The sequence below is a fragment of the Exiguobacterium alkaliphilum 12/1 genome (assembly GCF_000714435.1).
GTDB lineage: Bacteria > Bacillota > Bacilli > Exiguobacteriales > Exiguobacteriaceae > Exiguobacterium > Exiguobacterium alkaliphilum.
On sequence record NZ_JJMW01000071.1, the window covers coordinates 13,071 to 29,984 of the forward strand.

General features: G+C 51.3%; 23 protein-coding genes. 14 read left to right on the top strand and 9 right to left on the bottom strand.

Translation table 11 applies throughout. The annotated features are described in order from the left end of the window. The first annotated feature begins 34 nt into the window (after window positions 1-34). The 7 genes from RT52_RS15580 to RT52_RS15605 all read left to right on the top strand — a co-directional run bounded on the left by RT52_RS15580 (window position 35) and on the right by RT52_RS15605 (window position 5,696). Complete coding sequence (locus tag RT52_RS15580) at window positions 35-862, top strand: GNAT family N-acetyltransferase (RefSeq protein ID WP_034815936.1); 828 nt, start codon at window positions 35-37, stop codon at window positions 860-862. A 10-nt stretch (window positions 863-872) separates the two neighbouring features. Continuing rightward, the gene (locus RT52_RS15585; protein ID WP_034815939.1) at window positions 873-1,196 is read left to right on the top strand and encodes a hypothetical protein; all 324 of its coding nucleotides are present in this window, start codon (window positions 873-875) and stop codon (window positions 1,194-1,196) included. Window positions 1,197-1,318: 122 nt separating this feature from the next. Next, complete coding sequence (locus tag RT52_RS15590; RefSeq protein ID WP_034815942.1) at window positions 1,319-2,611, top strand: methyl-accepting chemotaxis protein; 1,293 nt, start codon at window positions 1,319-1,321, stop codon at window positions 2,609-2,611. 4 nt (window positions 2,612-2,615) lie between these two features. Continuing rightward, complete coding sequence (locus tag RT52_RS15595; protein WP_156028787.1) at window positions 2,616-3,176, top strand: hypothetical protein; 561 nt, start codon at window positions 2,616-2,618, stop codon at window positions 3,174-3,176. 6 nt (window positions 3,177-3,182) lie between these two features. Beyond that, on the top strand, window positions 3,183-3,347 hold the full coding sequence (locus tag RT52_RS16410; RefSeq protein ID WP_156028834.1) for a hypothetical protein: 165 nt from the start codon (window positions 3,183-3,185) through the stop codon (window positions 3,345-3,347). Further along, window positions 3,344-4,168, top strand: a complete 825-nt coding sequence (locus RT52_RS15600) for a hypothetical protein (protein ID WP_034818317.1) — start codon at window positions 3,344-3,346, stop codon at window positions 4,166-4,168. The genes RT52_RS16410 and RT52_RS15600 overlap by 4 nt, the downstream gene beginning before the upstream one ends. Before the next feature lie 121 nt (window positions 4,169-4,289). Continuing rightward, complete coding sequence (locus RT52_RS15605) at window positions 4,290-5,696, top strand: flagellin N-terminal helical domain-containing protein (RefSeq protein WP_034815951.1); 1,407 nt, start codon at window positions 4,290-4,292, stop codon at window positions 5,694-5,696. A 440-nt stretch (window positions 5,697-6,136) separates the two neighbouring features. On the opposite strand, the gene RT52_RS15610 is transcribed toward RT52_RS15605, so the two are convergent. Then, window positions 6,137-6,769, bottom strand: a complete 633-nt coding sequence (locus RT52_RS15610) for a DNA endonuclease (RefSeq protein ID WP_245175478.1) — start codon at window positions 6,767-6,769, stop codon at window positions 6,137-6,139. A gap of 342 nt (window positions 6,770-7,111) precedes the next feature. On the opposite strand from RT52_RS15610, the gene RT52_RS15615 reads away from it, so the two are divergent. From RT52_RS15615 to RT52_RS15635, 5 genes are read left to right on the top strand one after another with little or no spacing between them, the layout of a single operon-like run. Beyond that, window positions 7,112-7,339, top strand: coding sequence for a hypothetical protein (locus tag RT52_RS15615; RefSeq protein WP_034815953.1), 228 nt, complete (start codon window positions 7,112-7,114; stop codon window positions 7,337-7,339). Window positions 7,340-7,393: 54 nt separating this feature from the next. Next, complete coding sequence (locus tag RT52_RS15620; RefSeq protein WP_034815955.1) at window positions 7,394-7,750, top strand: flagellar protein FlaG; 357 nt, start codon at window positions 7,394-7,396, stop codon at window positions 7,748-7,750. A 12-nt stretch (window positions 7,751-7,762) separates the two neighbouring features. Then, a complete protein-coding gene (gene fliD, locus RT52_RS15625) occupies window positions 7,763-9,469 on the top strand; it encodes a flagellar filament capping protein FliD (protein ID WP_034815958.1) in 1,707 nt (568 codons plus the stop codon). 15 nt (window positions 9,470-9,484) lie between these two features. After that, window positions 9,485-9,859, top strand: a complete 375-nt coding sequence (gene fliS / locus RT52_RS15630) for a flagellar export chaperone FliS (protein WP_034815960.1) — start codon at window positions 9,485-9,487, stop codon at window positions 9,857-9,859. Continuing rightward, window positions 9,856-10,209 (top strand): flagellar protein FliT, encoded by a 354-nt coding sequence (locus RT52_RS15635; protein WP_034815963.1) that lies wholly within the window; start codon window positions 9,856-9,858, stop codon window positions 10,207-10,209. Before fliS ends, RT52_RS15635 begins: the two co-directional genes overlap by 4 nt. A 36-nt stretch (window positions 10,210-10,245) precedes the next feature. Here the strand turns inward: RT52_RS15635 and RT52_RS16085 are convergent, their stop codons facing one another. Beyond that, window positions 10,246-10,623, bottom strand: coding sequence for a DUF3021 family protein (locus RT52_RS16085; RefSeq protein WP_051690294.1), 378 nt, complete (start codon window positions 10,621-10,623; stop codon window positions 10,246-10,248). Window positions 10,624-10,785: 162 nt separating this feature from the next. Here RT52_RS16085 and RT52_RS15645 point away from each other — a divergent pair, with 162 nt between their 5' ends. Both RT52_RS15645 and RT52_RS15650 read left to right on the top strand, forming a co-directional pair. Next, entirely contained in the window at window positions 10,786-10,971 is a 186-nt protein-coding gene (locus RT52_RS15645) for a hypothetical protein (protein WP_034815965.1), read from the top strand. Window positions 10,972-11,118: 147 nt separating this feature from the next. Then, complete coding sequence (locus RT52_RS15650; RefSeq protein ID WP_034815968.1) at window positions 11,119-11,745, top strand: DUF4352 domain-containing protein; 627 nt, start codon at window positions 11,119-11,121, stop codon at window positions 11,743-11,745. Window positions 11,746-11,774: 29 nt separating this feature from the next. Here RT52_RS15650 and RT52_RS15655 read toward each other — a convergent pair whose 3' ends face one another. The 7 genes from RT52_RS15655 to RT52_RS15685 all read right to left on the bottom strand — a co-directional run bounded on the left by RT52_RS15655 (window position 11,775) and on the right by RT52_RS15685 (window position 16,847). Then, window positions 11,775-12,272 carry a DUF1572 family protein gene (locus RT52_RS15655; protein ID WP_034815971.1) on the bottom strand — a complete coding sequence of 166 codons (498 nt, stop codon included), beginning with the start codon at window positions 12,270-12,272 and terminating at the stop codon, window positions 11,775-11,777. A gap of 271 nt (window positions 12,273-12,543) precedes the next feature. Then, window positions 12,544-13,209, bottom strand: a complete 666-nt coding sequence (locus tag RT52_RS15660; protein WP_034815973.1) for a DUF2225 domain-containing protein — start codon at window positions 13,207-13,209, stop codon at window positions 12,544-12,546. An 8-nt stretch (window positions 13,210-13,217) separates the two neighbouring features. Beyond that, complete coding sequence (locus RT52_RS15665; RefSeq protein ID WP_029334571.1) at window positions 13,218-13,661, bottom strand: YaaR family protein; 444 nt, start codon at window positions 13,659-13,661, stop codon at window positions 13,218-13,220. A 21-nt stretch (window positions 13,662-13,682) separates the two neighbouring features. Beyond that, window positions 13,683-14,507 (bottom strand): flagellin N-terminal helical domain-containing protein, encoded by an 825-nt coding sequence (locus RT52_RS15670; RefSeq protein WP_034815975.1) that lies wholly within the window; start codon window positions 14,505-14,507, stop codon window positions 13,683-13,685. Further along, window positions 14,491-14,871, bottom strand: a complete 381-nt coding sequence (locus RT52_RS15675; RefSeq protein WP_034815978.1) for a flagellar protein FliS — start codon at window positions 14,869-14,871, stop codon at window positions 14,491-14,493. Before RT52_RS15675 ends, RT52_RS15670 begins: the two co-directional genes overlap by 17 nt. Next, on the bottom strand, window positions 14,868-15,158 hold the full coding sequence (locus RT52_RS15680; protein ID WP_034815980.1) for an EscU/YscU/HrcU family type III secretion system export apparatus switch protein: 291 nt from the start codon (window positions 15,156-15,158) through the stop codon (window positions 14,868-14,870). Before RT52_RS15680 ends, RT52_RS15675 begins: the two co-directional genes overlap by 4 nt. Window positions 15,159-15,167: 9 nt before the next feature. Then, entirely contained in the window at window positions 15,168-16,847 is a 1,680-nt protein-coding gene (locus RT52_RS15685) for a hypothetical protein (RefSeq protein ID WP_245175479.1), read from the bottom strand. Window positions 16,848-16,914: the final 67 nt, after the last annotated feature.

Consider the following 16,914-nt stretch of genomic DNA (forward strand, 5'->3'; position numbering starts at 1 on the left):
TTTTGTTGTGCTACAATAAAGGCGAGGTGATGGTATGAACTATACAGTAGAAGAAGTGAGACAACCAGAAGACGTGCGAGCGCTCGAAGCAGCGGTCAACACTTTTGACGGAATTGACGTCAAAGTCGGCCACGAGGCGGTCGGACAGAACGACTACGCGGTTTACGCGGACGATTTGCTCGTCGGGTATTTGATGTTGTTCCCGTATCTCGAGAACGAATATGAAGTGAACGCGCTCGTCCATCCGGATTACCGGAAGCAAGGTGTGTTCAAGGCGCTCTTGGAGACGGCGAAGCGGGACGCGAAAGCGAACGGCTGCGAGGCATTCACGTTCGTCATCGACCGGAAGTCGAAGTCCGGCAAGGCGGTCGTCGACCACCTTGGTGCGGCGTATCGGTTCTCCGAGTACAACCTCGTCTTGAAAAAGGCAGAGCTGTTCTTGAAGCCGAACGAGGTGTCGCTCCGCGAGGCGACGGACGCCGACCGTCCGCTCATCATCGAGACGCTATCTGAGGCGTTCGGTGACCCGATTGATGTGACGGAAAACATTTATCGGCAAATCGACACGCCGGACCGCGTGACGTATATCGGCGAGGTCGAAGGTCGTCCGGTCGGCGTCATCCGCGCGCTCCTCTCAGGCGACGACGCGGGCAGTATCCACGCGTTCGGTGTCCGGGCGAGCGAGCAAGGCAAAGGCTACGGCTCGAAGATGTTGAAGCAGATGGTCCAGCAGCTGTTCCGCATGGGCCGGACGAAGCTCGAACTCGATGTCGAGACGGAGAATAAGGCCGCGCTCGAGATTTACAAGCGGGCCGGTTTCGCGGAGAATGGCGGATATGAGTTTTACCTATTAGAACTGTGAGGTGAACATCATGGTCAGAAATTTGAAATGGCTCGGGGCGGCGTTTGAGGCGTTCCTTGGAATCCCAATCCTCGGCGGTCTGTTCATCATCAGCATGGGCTACTCGCCGCTCGGCTTCATGCTCGCGTTCCATATCGTCGTGCTCGTCTTGTCGCTCACCCGGCTGAACCGATTGTCGTTCGGTCCGATCGTCGGCATCACGGCGTCGGTGCTCGGCTTTATCCCGATTGTCGGGATGCTGCTCCACTGGGCGGCGGCGATCGCACTCGCAATCGATGCGCTCACGACGACGCGGGAACGGTCGCGTGTGTCGACAAAAGAAGATCCATTTTGAATCGACGCTCTCCATATGGAGGGCGTTTTTTCATTGACCAAACGTTCAACTGAAAACGCTATACAAAAGCTTCCAATGAGACGATATAGAAGGTGATGAATTACACAGAGGAGGAACTTACAGTGAAGATTTTCAAAAACTTTACGACGCAGCTACTCGCGTGGATTTTGGTCACATCGATCGTGACGGGCGGTTCGGTCGGGTACATCACGCTTCTATTACTTACGGAGCTCGAGATGGAAAAAGGTCAAGTCATGCTCGTCGGGACGGCCGTGTCGCTTCTCATTTCAACTATCGGCAGTATCGTCATCTACTTGATTGCGCGCCGTCCGCTCAAAGCGATCGAGTCGGCGTCGGATAAGGCGGTCCAAGTCGGTAACGGTGACTTGACGGTCGAATTTGCGAACGAGTCGACGAACGACCGCTCGGAGATGGGGCGTCTGCTCCTGTCGATGGACAACATGGTCGGACACCTCCGAGAGCAAGGAACGAACATGCGCTATACGGCGGACCAATTGACGGGTTCGGCGCAAGAAATCGCGGCGGCCGTCCAAGAAGGGAACGTCGCCGGCGAGAACATCCGCCAAGCGATGGACGCATTGAACAAGATGCTCGAAGACAACGTCAACGCGACGTACAGCTCGATGGACTTGCTTGGGGCTGTTGCCCGGACGATGGAAAACATTCGTAACGAGATGGGCTCGGCTTTGAATGCGGCGAGTGAGATGCAACACGAGGCCGAGAGCGGGAAAGGCCTCGCCTCGTCGTCGGTCGATGCGATGCATGCGATTGCCGGCAAGGTCGAGCAGTCGTCGACGCTCAACAGCAAGTTGACGGAGATGACAGGTGAGATTTCACGGATCACGGACGTCATTAGTGACATTTCAGCACAGACAAACCTGTTGGCGTTGAACGCGTCGATTGAAGCGGCACGGGCCGGCGAACACGGACGCGGTTTCGCGGTCGTCGCGGCCGAGGTCAAAAAGCTCGCTGAACAGACGGCGAACTCGACGCAAGAGATCACCGATTTGATTGTCGACGTCAAACGTCTTGTTGGTGACACGTCGTCTTCGATGGCGAACGTGAAAGCGGAAGTCGAGACAGGGGTCGGTCTTGTCGAGAAGGCGGGCGGTGCGTTCGCGACGATTCACAACTCGGCGAACGAAGTGTACAGCCACGTCCATTCGGTCGATGCGCTCTTAGATGAGTCGCGCGGTCAGATTGATTCGGTCGTCACGAACTCGGCGGGCATTGTCGGAATGGTCGAAGAGGCGTCACGTTACGCCACAGAAGTGACGTCGGCGGCGAGCCAGCAGGCAGCCAGTCTCGGGGAAGTGAACGGGGCGATGACGGAACTCGTGCGTGTCGCGGAAAGTTTACAGAATGAGACGGAGCAAGTGAAGGTGGAAGCGTAAATTGATGGGACAATCTTTGAAAAAAGGTCGTCCCATTTTAATTGAGGTGATAACTATGATTAACGAATCGGGATACTATTTGTTTCGGGTTGAGAAAGTGATTGAAAGCGAAAATTTGAAACAGATTGAAACCCTGTATATTATTGATTTCGTGGTAGAAAGTGATTTTGTAGACTTCCTTTCCAATCAAGAAACACTCGGTGTAAATATAGAAGAAGCAATAGAGAAGCGAGTACGTGAATTGAAATCAAGTCATATATTTCTTAGAGGAATTAGAGAAAATTTAGAGGAGGATGAAGTATTTCAATTATCCTCAAAAGTAGTGAATCTTCTTTTTGAAAACAGCTTGGATAGTAAAGCGTTTCAAGAGTTGTTAAATCAATATGACATTTTTTATAAACTGATCATTGGAGTTGTAGATATTTATGCTAGTGGTATCGACGATAGGAGAGATTATAAAGAATTAGTACTCGAAGAAGATATTATTGGAAAACGAAAAATGACACGTAAATACTCTAAAGCATACAATTTTATATCTGATCGAAAATTATTTAGACAAGGATGATAACTAATGTTAGAAGCGAAAATTAATTTCGTAGGAAGAGGGAATTGGAGTGAGATTAAATTTCAGATAGATAATACTACTTACGAGATTTTATATGACATTGGATTTTCAATGAAAAATATTTGTTACACAAAAAATGGAGTCTCAACTTTGTTCACTCCTGAAATGTGATTGGTAATGAACCATTAGTAAATTATAAAGCGAATAAAAGCTCAGAAACTAAAAGACTTCTAATAATCAGTCACTGGGATTTAGATCATTATTCAGTCATACAGAGCTTCGCAGACGAAGAACTAGATTTATTCGATAAAGTAGTTGTACCAGAAGCACATACTTCAAAAACTTCCGTAGAAGTAATAAAATGGATGTCCAAAATATTAGGGGATAAATTATGTTGCATCAAACAGTCGCCCAGGGCTGCGGGGGGTGTGCATATCATAAAAGAACCACCTTTATTTCCGGATTTGAGCAGTAGCAAAATCAATGTAGGCCTGTACAAAACTTCATATTCACAAAGTAGAAATAATGGAGGTCTTATCTTAATCATAAAGATAGCTAACACATTATTAATGTTTAGTGGTGATCATCATTATCTTAGTTTGAAAAGATGCTTAGAATACATAAATTTAGAGTCGATAGAAGAAATGGCTGTAGTTGTTCCTCATCACGGAGGTCTTGCTGGTTCATTGGATGATTTTCTTAATGAAATCCGATTAAATCAAATCAATACGACTTGGTATTTGTCAGCTGGGGTTGATCATGAATCGCTCTGTAAAATTTTGTATGAGGGAGAAGAGATTACCTTGAACAAATGGCATCCAAGAAAATCGGTTATGGACTCTATTAGGCTTCCTGTTTTGAAAACTCTTGATGTAAAAAGTAATACATATTTGAGCGAAGAAGGAAGACATTTAAAAATAAGAGTGAATCAAGATGGTGAAATAAAAAATTCTAAATTGTCATTAAACATATTAGAAAATACTCCGATATAGAGTATGGAAACGATAAAACGTTCCAACTAATACAAGGTGAGGGGCCGGCCTAAACCTTGTATGCTCGGACAAATGGATTTGGAAGAGCGGAAAAAACTCAAACCTATGGAGGGAAATTACAATGATTATTAACCACAACTTAAACGCGATGAATGCACACCGTAACATGTCGTTCAACACGACAAACACGGGTAAAGCGATGGAGAAGTTGTCTTCGGGTCTTCGTATCAACCGTGCTGGCGACGATGCTGCTGGTCTCGCAATCTCTGAAAAAATGCGTGGACAAATTCGTGGTCTTGATCAAGCTTCCCGTAACGCTCAAGACGGTATCTCTCTCATCCAAACGGCTGAAGGCGCTTTAAACGAAACGCACTCAATCCTTCAACGTATGCGTGAACTATCAGTGCAATCATCAAACGGATCTAACACAGATGCAGATCGAAACGAGATTCAGAAAGAAGTTTCTCAGTTAACGCAAGAAATTGATAGAATTCGAGATACAACAGAGTTCAATACAAAAAAACTTTTAAATGGAGATATGGCTGTTAAAGCTACGTCATCTACTACTGGAATTCAAGGTGTAGAGTTGAAAAATGATAATGTCGTTGCTGGAAGTTACTCGATTACAGCTGCGGCAGCAGGCGATGTAACTCTTGGTGCAACTGTAACTTCATCAACAATTTCTGGATTCAATGCGGATGCTGATATTGTTTTTGCAGCCGATGCAGATCTTGAAAACCTTGAACTAGGTGAGTATAAGTTAATCTCTTCAGATGCTGGTGCGGGAAACTTTAAATTGGAACTTCAAGATGCGAACGGTAAAGTGGTTGCTTCAAATGCTTCAGTTGCAGCAAATGCTGCAGCGACACTCTCTGGTGCGGGTGGAGTAACTTTCAAAGTTGCAGCTAACGCCGTAGCATCAACTGGTGAAGCAAACTTTAAGTTAGAAGCCACAACAGCAGCAGCTTTGACATTAACTGATGCTTCTGGAACTGTTGCGACCCTTGCTTCGGGATCGGTTTCAAAAAATGGAGTTTTTGAGGTTGGTAACTTCAAAATTGAACTTAACTCAGAAGCATTTGCATCGAAAGCTGCTCTAGCATCTACAGCGTTGTTTGCTGGTACTGTTACTAATAAAGCAGAAACTTTCCAAATTGGAGCAAACGAAGGCCAAGTAACAAAACTTGGAATCAGTGATATGAGTGCCTCTAGTTTAGGAATTAATGCTCTTGATTTAACGTCAGCATCTTCTGCTCAAGTAGCAATCTCAAAAATCAATACTGCAATTGAAAAAGTGTCTGGGGAGCGTTCGAAATTAGGTGCAAACCAAAACCGTCTCGAGCACACAATCAACAACTTGAACGTTGGAGCTGAAAACCTTCAAGCTGCAGAATCACGTGTACGTGACGTAGACATGGCTAAAGAGATGATGAACTTCACGAAGAACAACATCCTCAACCAAGCTGCGCAAGCAATGATGGCTCAATCTCAATCACAACCCCAAGCAGTTCTACAACTTCTTCGGTAATGATTGACGGGCGTCTTATCTGGTAACGGATAGGAGTATAACTGGGTGAATTGCTGGGACTCCTTAGAGCCCTCCTTACGACAACGTGACTGGAAACGGTGAGCGTGAACGTTTTGAAAAAAGGAAGGGATTGGACAATCAGCAGCCAAGCATCTGTCAGGAAACTGTGATGAAGGTTCAACGACTAGGATGAACGACCTACCGACATAATGTCCATGGTTATGAGATCCGTACCTCGACAACGGCGAGGGAAGTGCCCAGCCCCTATTTTACAATAATAATGATTTTTATATTGATATTGTAAAAGGGTGAAGATATAGTCTAGACCATATTGAAAAATATGGGCATCTGCAAGCAAATCAGCAGCCACAAGCTGTGCTTCAATTGCTCCGTTAATATAGCAATTGATTATTTAAAAGTTATACTAAAAACCGTGAAGCTTATGCTTCACGGTTTTTGACGTCTTGCCATTTATAAACGACCGACCAATACGTACGGTTCAACCGTCGGGCAATCTCTTTATCCGTCACGCGCTGCTGTTTCCATTTGATGAGTAAAGCGATATCCTCGTCACTATACGGCCTAGCGGGGACGGAGACGCGAATCGTGTAGTCCGGGTGTGATTGCTTATACAGCTCGATTTCGTTCTTCAGACGTGTTTCCCATGACAGTTTATAAGTGAATTCTCGTAGTTCGGCGATATATGGCTCGAGTAAATCCAAAATGTCGAACGTGTCAGTCACTTTCGTCATTTTTAAATAACAGCCTGTACCGCTCGGCGTGCCCGTTGTTCGCACATTGATGTCATAACGTGCTTTCATCCAGATGGCTAACTGTTTCAACTGTTGTCTCGAGAAGGCTTGTAAGTAGAAAGCGATATGCGGGGTAAATTGAATCTCTTTCTTGTTGTGATTGAATCGTTTACTGAGGAGGAGTGAGCCATCGTCCAAATAGAGTGTGAGCAGACATGAAGGATGATGAATGTCTTCAAGCAACTCGAACGGAATGTGTTTCTTATTGTCCGGATAAAAATGAGGGAAGAGTTTCGTCATCAACGGAATGGAGCGCGACACAAGATTGTTTCCTCGTAAATACAATATGTCAGAGAGCTTTTTTGCTTCCATTGGCGATAACTTAACTGGCCCATCCCAAAATGCTCCCGGTAACTGTTGTTTACACGTCGATCATATGGATAGCACTTCGTGATTTCACCATCCCCTAAAATACTAGCGACTAAAATGGCTACCTGTTCCTCGGATAGTCCTTCCCAGTCCATCTCACTTCTCCCCTTTACGTAGTAATCTCCTTACAGAAATCATTCCCGATTTATCGGAATGACCTGATTCAATAATTCGTCAGCCCATCTCAAGTTTTTGATTGACACGTCGATACATAGGAAGAGAGAAGGTGTTTATATGGGCAAGGATTTGATAGAAGAGCTGGAGGTCGTCTACACCGAACAAAAGCGATTAGACGAACTAGAAGACTTATTGCGGACGATGCGGTCCATCGCGATTGAAGCGGCGACTTGCGGAGATAAAAGACGAGTGCAGTTACAGGAACAATTTCATGATTTACAAGCCCGGGTCACCTATTTAAAAGCAAAGAAACGAGAACCATTTCGTCAAAGCACTACAAATTGACCTGATTTCTACCGATATAGTCCATGAGAACAATGATTAGAGGAGTAGACGCAAATGAACCCGACCATTTCTGAAGTCCGGCTTCACCTACCTTCTTCCGTCTTGCCGTATGAACAAACGAAAAACGTGTTCGTCGAAGCGAATCAAGCGAAACTCGCCGACGAAGGCATCGTCATTCTGCCGACGCCTCAACACGTCACAAAGTTAGAGGCGGCTGTCGAGAAGGCGAACTTGGTACTCGAGCAACAACGTACCGGCTTGAAGTTCATGAAACATGAAAAACTGAACGACTATTATATTCAAATCGTGGATACGAACAATGAAGTCATCCGCGAAATCCCAAGCAAGAAGTCACTCGACTTTTTCGCCGCGTTCATGGAGTTCAACCGATTGTTCGATGAACGCGTGTAAAGGAGGCCAACCATGACATCACCAATCCGATTCGGCGGACTCGCCAGTGGGATCGATACCGATACAATTATTAAACAATTGATGCAAGTCGAGCGTGTCCCGGTCGACAAGCTTGAGCAAAAGAAGCAAGTGACTGAATGGAAACGTGACGCATACCGTGAAATTAACCGCTCGCTCATGTCGCTCCGTAACAGTGCCGTCGATTTGATGTTCAGCCGGAACTTCTATGCGAAGACGGCGAGTTCCTCCGACGCTTCAAAAATCAGTGTCACGGCCGGGCCGTCTAGCGGGAACAGTGCGCTTCGAATTGACTCGGTGACGCAACTCGCGACATCGGCGACGACAATCTTAAGTGCGACCGATCAGAATGGTGCAAAATTAACAGGCGCAACGAAACTTTCGGATATGAATGGTTTTGTGGCTGGTCAAAAGCGAGTCATTCAAGAGACGGCCGGAACGGAGATGACGTTGCCGAAAGATTTAGACTTCACGAATGTCACACTGAAAAACGCTGCCGGACAAACGCTTAATCCAACCGATTTTAGTTATGACGCGTCGACGGGAAAACTTACTGCAACAAATACGACTGCTTACCCTGACGGTGTCATCCCTCAAGGTGTGTCGGCGGAGTTCATTTCCGGCACCGGCTTTGAGATTCAATATAAGTCATCCACTACTGGCACATACAAGAAAATTGAGCTCGGTGCAAATGCGACTGTGCAAGAATTCGTATCGAAATTAAATGAAAAAGAAACGGGCTTATCCGCCTTCTTCGAGTCATCGACGGGGAAAATCTCACTGTCGACAAAAGATACGGGCGCAACCGCGACGCTCGACTTTGATTTAGGATTCAAATCAGCCTTCGCGATAGGTGAGACGAACCCTGTCGGTCAAAACGCTCAATTCAAAGTGAACGGGATTGATGTAGAACGCGCGACAAATACTGTCACGATTGACAACATGACGCTCACGTTGAAGTCGAGGTTCCCGACACCCGATAATCCTACAGCCGGACCTGTCACCCTCTCGGCCGCGACCGACACCCAAAAAATCTTCGACAACATTAAAGGTTTCGTCGATAAATACAATGAGACGATCGACCTGATGAACAAGAAAGTGCGAGAAGAACGTTTCCGTTCATTCGCACCGCTCACGAAAGCCCAACGTGACGAACTGTCAGAAGATGAGATCAAGAAGTGGGAAGAAAAAGCGATGAGCGGGATGCTCAAAGGCGACACGATTTTACGTAGCGCCATGGACTCGCTCCGTGGCAAATGGTCGGGCACGTCTTCGGCGACGAACGACGCTGAGATGCGCCAACTGTTCCAAATCGGCCTCTCGACCGGCGCCGACTTCACGAACGGTGGTAAGATTGAGCTAAATGAAGAAAAGCTCAAAGCCGCCATCGAGAAAGACCCGGAGCAAGTGTATCAACTGTTCACGAACGCGGAGAGCGGACTGCTCCCGCAAATCCGTGACGCAGCGGCCGCATCGCGGTCGAACATCACCCGGATCGCCGGGGCGGACGGGGCCGGTGCCCCGACGTACTCGATGGGCCGTGAGATGACACAAATCGATACCCGCATCCAACGATTGAACGCACTGCTCGTCGATAAAGAGAACGCCTACTACCGTCGCTTCGCGGCGATGGAGACGGCGATGAACCAGGCGAACTCGCAAGCCGCCTCACTGCAACAGTTTTTAGGCGGAGGCATGTAAGAGGAGGAAATGAACATGGTAGCCAACCCATATGCAGCTTATCAAAACAACGCGGTCACGACCGCGAACCCGCAAGAACTGACGCTCATGTTGTATGACGGGGCGCTCAAGTTCACGCGCCTCGCCAAACTCGCCATCGAGCAAGGGAACCCGGACCTAAAGAACACGAACATCCAAAAAGCACAAGCCATCTTTCAGGAGATGCGCCTGACGCTCAATAAAGACATCGCCATCTCGGCGAATCTCGACTCGCTCTACGAGTACATCTGGCGCCGCCTGTTGGACGCGAACGTGAAGAACGACACGACGATTCTGGATGAAGTGCTCGATTTCACGACCGAACTCCGCGACACGTGGAAAGAAGCGATGAAACTCGCGAAGCAAGCATGAGACCGATCGACGAGATTATCTTAAAGACGCAACGGCTGAAGGACCTACTCGCGCAAGTACCGGAAGAGCCGACGTACGACACGTGGATGGACCAAATCCATGAACTGTTGGACGACCGTGAGCAACTGCTCGCCGCGCACGGACCGGACCTCGAGGCGGCCGACCAGACCGTCATCCGTCAACTCGTCGACGACAGTCAAAAGATCGCTCGCTTGATCGAGGCCGAGCATCAACGGCTCGGCATGACGCTCGGGACGGCCCGGCAAGAACGGAAAGCCGTCAAGACGTACGTCGACCCGTACGAGGACTTCGATTCAAACTTCTCAGGACTATTCGACCAACAGACATAAAACAGCTCGAAGGCGCGCCTTCGAGCTGTTCGTCGTTCACGGGGTCTTCGGTTGGCGTCGGGCTCTAGAAACGAGGTGCGTCACGCCAAACAAGATCAGCCCGCTCACGTTAAAGTTCACGTATAAGCGACCGAAGTCTTGAACAGAGTTGACGGGGACGAGCCCCGACAGAAAGACGAGCGGTAAAATCGTCACATGCATGACGGCCCAGTGGATGAAAATCTGTTTCGGGAACGACCATCTTCTCACTTCGTAGATGACGCTCGTGACGCCGAGGAAGAAGCCGATGCCGCCGTACGTCAAAGTGAGGCGGACACTTTCCATGTCACCGGTTAATACGTTGTATAGGGCGAGCACGCCTGACGTTGCCAACAGCAGAATCCCGCGCTTTAATCCTTTCTTCACTAAATCCATCGAACCCATCCTTCCGCTTATGTAGTGGTCTATTCTACGCAAACGACCGCTCAGAAGTTTCATCGATTTTCGAGACAGGTGCAAACACGTCTGTTATCGGGTAAAATCGGGTAAATACCACTATACCCGTTGCTTCTTTTCTGGAATGAGGAGGGAAACGAGATGAGTGAGAAAAAAGTGAAACCCGAGTCAGCCAAGAAACGTCGTTACTTCGTCTACGGTCCAGAAGGAGCGTACGATGAATACGTGGAACGTGACCCGAAGCTCGAGGCGTATATCGAGGACGACGCCCCGCTCGAGGACGGGCCCGACCCGTATGAGGAAGAGGATTTGAAATCAAGAGGATAATGTAGCCGAAGTCAAGGTCAGATTCATGACCTTGACTTTTATTTGTTCAGGGGACGCACCTTGAACTTTTTCTTACACCGGTCAGGCTAGACAATCCCGTATGCTCATCTTATCAACCACTACCAACACGAAAAGGAGAGATTTTTGATGAAGATGAAACGATACGGATTGGTGCTCGCGTTGCCTTTGGCACTACTTGTCGGATGCGGAGAAGCCGACGAACTGAAGACGACGGCGACCGATACGGAGGAAGTCGTGGCAGCTGAAACGGAACAACAGACGGCTGAACCAAAAGAAGAGGCGGACGTGCAAGAGAGCGAGCTCGGCTCAAACCAGATCTACATGAAGAATAAGGCGCTCGACGTCAACGAGACGATCGGTTCGATTCAGTTCGCCATCGATAAAGTCCAGACGTCACGACTCACGGTCGCAGAGGCGTACCGTGAACTATTCGATGGGAAAGAGGCGGTGACGGTCGTCGCGATGAACGTCATCGTCGAGAACACGATTGACGACACGGTCAGCTTCCACCCGAACCAGGCGACGCTCGTGACGAACACGGGCGAACAGGTGACGGCCGACCTCTGGCACTCCGACGACGTCGGTGGCGAGTTCCTCGGGAAAGTGAAGAAGGAAGGGAATGTGCTGTTCTTCGTCGAGGCGATGCCCGAGGAGTTGACGGAAGTCCGCTTCATCGTCGACGGGCCGTTCGACGCGAACTATGAGCAAATCGCTGAAGACCGCTACGAATATAAAATCGACGTCACAAAATAAAGAGAGTGCATCCGCTTGGATGCCTCTCTTTATCGTTGATGCGGCAACGGGATCGTCAACACGTTCCAGTTATCCCCGGCGAATACTTTCGCGAGAAAGACGATTTGCCCAACGTGATAACTATAGTGCGACACTTGTTTCTCGATCGCCCAGATGACGCTCTTCTCCTCACCACGAATGAAGACCGTCTTACCAAGGTCTTCTGGCGTGAGGCTCACTAATACATCGTCCAACAGCTGCCAGCGCGCGTCCCACGTCGCCATGAGTTCTTCACGAGACAACTGCTGGTCCTCAAACTCGGCGTCGCGGTTGCGGTCCGGTTTCTCGCCGTCCGTCGTCAAGAAGTCGGTCCATCTGGATTTCATATTATTCGAGATGTGCTGCACGATGACGGCGAGCGAGAGGGTGTCTTTTGCAAGCACACGATGCAGGTCCTCGTCGTTCACTTGATTCAAGGCGTCCTCGGCGAGTTGCTTTTGTTCCTGAAAAATCGAACGTACCGTTTCAATATAGCGGGCTTCAAACATGAAATGACCTCCTTTGGATTCATACCCTAATCTCAATCGCATAAAAAATAATAGTAAAATAGTAAATTCCAACTTATAATAGAAATGAACCGTGCAAGACGCCACCGCGCGATCGGTTCTTGGATGCCTCGTTTAGGTTTTGACGTGAGTCATGTCGCGTCTATCTCCTTTCGGTTTAGGGGTTCACCCGTAAAGAGAACCGACCGCGTTTGTCTGTGAGTGGATGAGCGCGGTTTTTTGTATGCGAAAAGGGAGAGCTGCGGCTCTCCCTTTAGGCGTGTTCCAATCGAAAATCTTCCCAATGGTCCCGGGCTTGGTTCCGAATCCGCTCCGACACTTCTTTGCTGCCGAGAAGGATCCCATACCAACGACGCGCTTCTTCATAAAATCCGAGCGCGGCCGAAAGGTCCGCAATCCGCAGCATGAGCTGGTCGTACGGGAGGCCGGTCCGGACTTGATCGGTGTAGGTTTCTTGTACTTCGTTATATTTGTCGAGCGTCCGCTTCATCCATTCACGTTCCGCCTTCGCGTTCCCCGTCAACCGATACATCCAGACGAGGCGCATGCCGAGCATGGCGACGACGGATGGTTTCTGCCCGCTCAATTGGGCCGTCATGACGGCGAACTTGTACAGCGTGATGACTTGCTCCGGCGTCCGGTCACCGGCCAAGACGTCGGCGTTCACGCGCGGGAAGTACTCGGTCTCGAGCGCCTCGCGGTTGTTCTTCCGCACCTTATCAAACGAATCATGGAAGACGAGGTGGCAGTGGCCGCAGACGGCCGGTTCATACAAGTACGGGTTCTCGCCGTCATACGTCGTATAGCCGTCCTTCGCGACTTCTTGCGGGCGGATGTGGCGCGACAAGATGCGCGGCGTCGTGCTCTCTTTCAAACAGTACGGGCACTTCACTTTCTTTGAAAACAGATGTTCAGCCATAGGTCACCTCACACGTACACGTTGACGAGCAACCCGCGAATCTCACCGACCTGGTCAAGCAGCGACAGGCGGGACGCCTCGCCCGAGATGACCTGGTCCGTCAACGCGAGCAGCTTCTGGTCGACCTGTTCGACGATCTTATAAATCTTGGCCCGGCCGCGGCGGTTGAAGCCGCGCTTGTCCTCGAGACGGAGTGCCGCGTCAACGGCGTCTTTCATAAAGTCTTTAATCAGTTGTTTATATTCAGCGAGTGACTCGACCGTCTGACTCTCGGCGAGGAGCTCGCCTTGTTCGTGGATGGCCGCGATTTGGCGTTGGAAGCGCTCGTGCTCGCGGTCCTCTCGTTTCTGTCCGATGACGTTCGAGAATGAGACACCGGGCTCGACGTCCGGTTTCTTCGCCTTGCCGGCGCCGAGGAGCGACTGCGTCTCCATGATGCGACGAATGTCCATAGGGATCCGTCCTTCCTTAAGTTAGTTCAATAATTGTAACACGCCTTGCGGCAGGGCGTTCGACTGGGCGATCATCGCCATGCCGGACTGGTTCAAGATATTGAGGCGGGCGAAGTCCATCATCTCGCGGGCCATGTCGGCGTCACGGATGCGTGACTCGGACGCCGTCAAGTTCTCCGAACCGATCGTGACGACGCTGACGTTCGCCTCGAGCCGGTTCTGGATGGCGCCGAGCTTCGAGCGCTCGAGCGAGACGGCGTTGATGGCGGCGTCGAACTTGGCGATGGCGTCCCCGGCGTCGGATGCCGTCAACACGCTGAGTCCGTCGATGCCGAGCGCGCTCGCACGCATGTCGGCGACGTTCAAGATGACGGCTTCACCGCTCCCGGCCCCGACTTGGAAGAACAGCTCCTTCGCGCCTTGCGTGTACTCGCCGTTCATGATCTTCTTCGAGTTGAACTCGGTCGTCTCAGCGATGCGCGTCACTTCAGCGGTGAGGGCGGTGATCTCTTCTTGAATCGCTTTCGCGTCGTCGCCGCTGAGCGTCCCGTTCGACGCCTGTACCGACAACTCGCGCATCCGTTGGAGGAGGGCGTGCGTCTCGTTCATGCCGCCTTCGAGCGTCTGCGTGAGCGAGATGCCGTCGAGCGTGTTGCGCTCGGCCATCGACAGTGAGTCGAGGCGCATCCGCATCTTCTCTGAGATGGCGAGACCGGCCGCGTCATCAGCCGCTTTATTGATGCGGACACCGCTTGAGAGGCGGTCCATCGTCTTCTTCATCGTCGCCTGGTTCATCGAGAGCGACGTGTATGCTTTTAAGGCTTGTACGTTATTGGTAATTTTCATAGCGGTTCCCTCCTAGCGGTTGCGGGGTGAGTCGAGCCCGTTCCATTGCTTCGCCCCAAGTGTGGTCAAGGTCTTTTGCGAGATTGTGCAACTCCTCAATTTTTGACAGGTCTTGTTCAATCAATGCCTCGAGGCTCGATTTCGCCATATACAAGTAAATCTCATCGAGCTGGGCCGAGATGATGCCGCCGTTGTCGTGCAAACCTTGGTGCAGTTTCGCGAGTAGTTCGCGCGCCTGCCGGAGGTGACGGTTTCGTTCAGCGATCGTCGTTGTCAATGCGTGTTCATAATGATAAGCGAGGGCGTGAAGCATCGCTTGCGTCAGCTCTTCGGCGCTCATCTCGTATAGTTGATTCTGGTTCATCCTTGTTCTCCTTTAAGTGAGTCGAGTTCTTCAATCAACAACAATACTTCGGCCATGACGTCATACAGCTCGGGCGGGATGGCGTCGCCGAGGTCGAGATCGAGCAGGTGGCCAAGGAGCGAGTGGTCATGCTCGATGGCGACGCCGCGCGCTCTCGCCTCATCTAAAATCTTGTCGGCGACGGCGCCCGTCCCGCGGGCGACGATGACCGGGGCCCGGTCCGTCGACTCGTCGTAGCGGACGACGGCGGCCGTCTTTCGTTTCGTCAAATCCATGCGTTGATACATGTCGGCCTCCTAAATCTTGAAGTCGTAGCCGCTCGTCGGTGTTGTCACCGGCTCGGCTTCGACTTTCTCGGTCTTCGTCAACGGTCTAAACTGCGTCGTGACGCTCTTATAGCCGATCGCCTCCAAAGTCGTCTCGATCTTTCCGAGGAGCGGACGGGCGAGCGTCTCGACGCGCTTGTCATCGTGCTCGAGCGTCAGGCGCAGATTCCGGTCGATCGCCTCGAGCTTGACGGCGATCTCGCCGAGCCGCGGCGTCTCGAGCCGGATGTAGAGGACGCTGTTCTCCCAGTCGACGACGTCACCGGCTTCCCGGTTCTGGATATGGACGTGGATGCCTGTGTCGATCTCTTGCACTTTTGCCGGCAAGGCGAGCAAGAGCTGATGCAACTGGCCACCGTCGAGCCGGTTGAGCGTCTGTTGGACTTGGAAGAACGAGGCGAGGCGTGCGGCCTCCGGGTTCGCCGCATCCGCCTTGACGGACAGGCCCGACGCCTGGACGCGCTGTGCCGTCTCTTGGATGACGCGGCCCGACAGCTGTTGGTCGAGCTTGAACGGCGGGACTTTCGCGATCTCACCGGCACGGGTCGCACCATGCGGGATATATTCGAGCCGGACGTGGTTCGGCACGTACCGGAAGTCGTTCAACGCAGCGCGCACTTCTTTGATGAGGGCGGCGCTCTCGGCCGGCTTCGTCGAAAGCAGTCCGAGCGCGACATCGAGTTTCGCCGTCATCGAGACGAGCGCTTTCTCTTGCGTCGCGTCCGTATGTAACAAGGCGTCGGTCTTCTGGATGAGCTGCGTCAACCGGGTCGATACCGTCTCGAGGGCGGGGCGGGCCGTGTGCGGACTCGTCTCGACGAGCGCGGCGACTTGGCCGAGCTGTTTCGTCACGGTCGCCTGTTCGTTCCGGAACGTGTTCGTCACCGTCGCGAGATGGTTCGTCACTTCCTTGACGACGACTTGCCGTCCGGACGGGAGCGTCACCGTATCAAATTGTGGGCGGTTCACTGGAACGTGAAGCTGCTCGACCGATTTTTGCGGGACCGGGACGTCGCGGATGATGCGGTCGACCGTCTCGGGCGTCGGCGTCATGCGTTCGCTCACGGGGCGGGACAAGTTGACGAGCTCGACGAAGCGTTCCTTCTGCGGGTACGGCGCGTCAGGGGCGGGCGGCTTGATTCGCTCTCTCGCCTCAGAGAGCGTCGACGCGGCGATCGCGTTCTGGACGTCGCGGGGGACGTCCGGGGTGTCGACCGTCTTCAATAGAAGGATCGCGTCGCGCAGGTCGCCTTTCATCGCCGTCTCGAGCAAGCGGACCGTGTCGGCGCTCATCGGCAGGCGCCCCGTCTGGAGCAGGCGGCTGACGGCGCTCCTCACTTCGGGCGGGAGCGCGGCGAGGAGCGTCTGAATCTTTGATTCGAGCTTCGCCGGCTGACTGGCCGGTTCCGCTTCTTCTTTTGCCGGGAAGACCGTCGCGAGGAGCGTGCCGTCTTGGTCGGCGAGCGTCACGTGGAACGGGTTCGTCTTCGGCATGCCGTCCTTGAACGTGAGCTCGACTTCTTCGCCGTTGATTTTGACGATGGCCGTATCGGGGCCGGTCTGTTTGACGAGCTCGGCCTTATAGACCCGGTTCGTCTGGATGCCGGCGCTCGCTTGCACGAGGGCGAGCGGTTGGGCTTGGATTTGCATAGTTGTCACCTCGACCAATATATCGACCTCTTTTTAAAAAAGTGAAGCAAATTAGATAAGAAAAAAC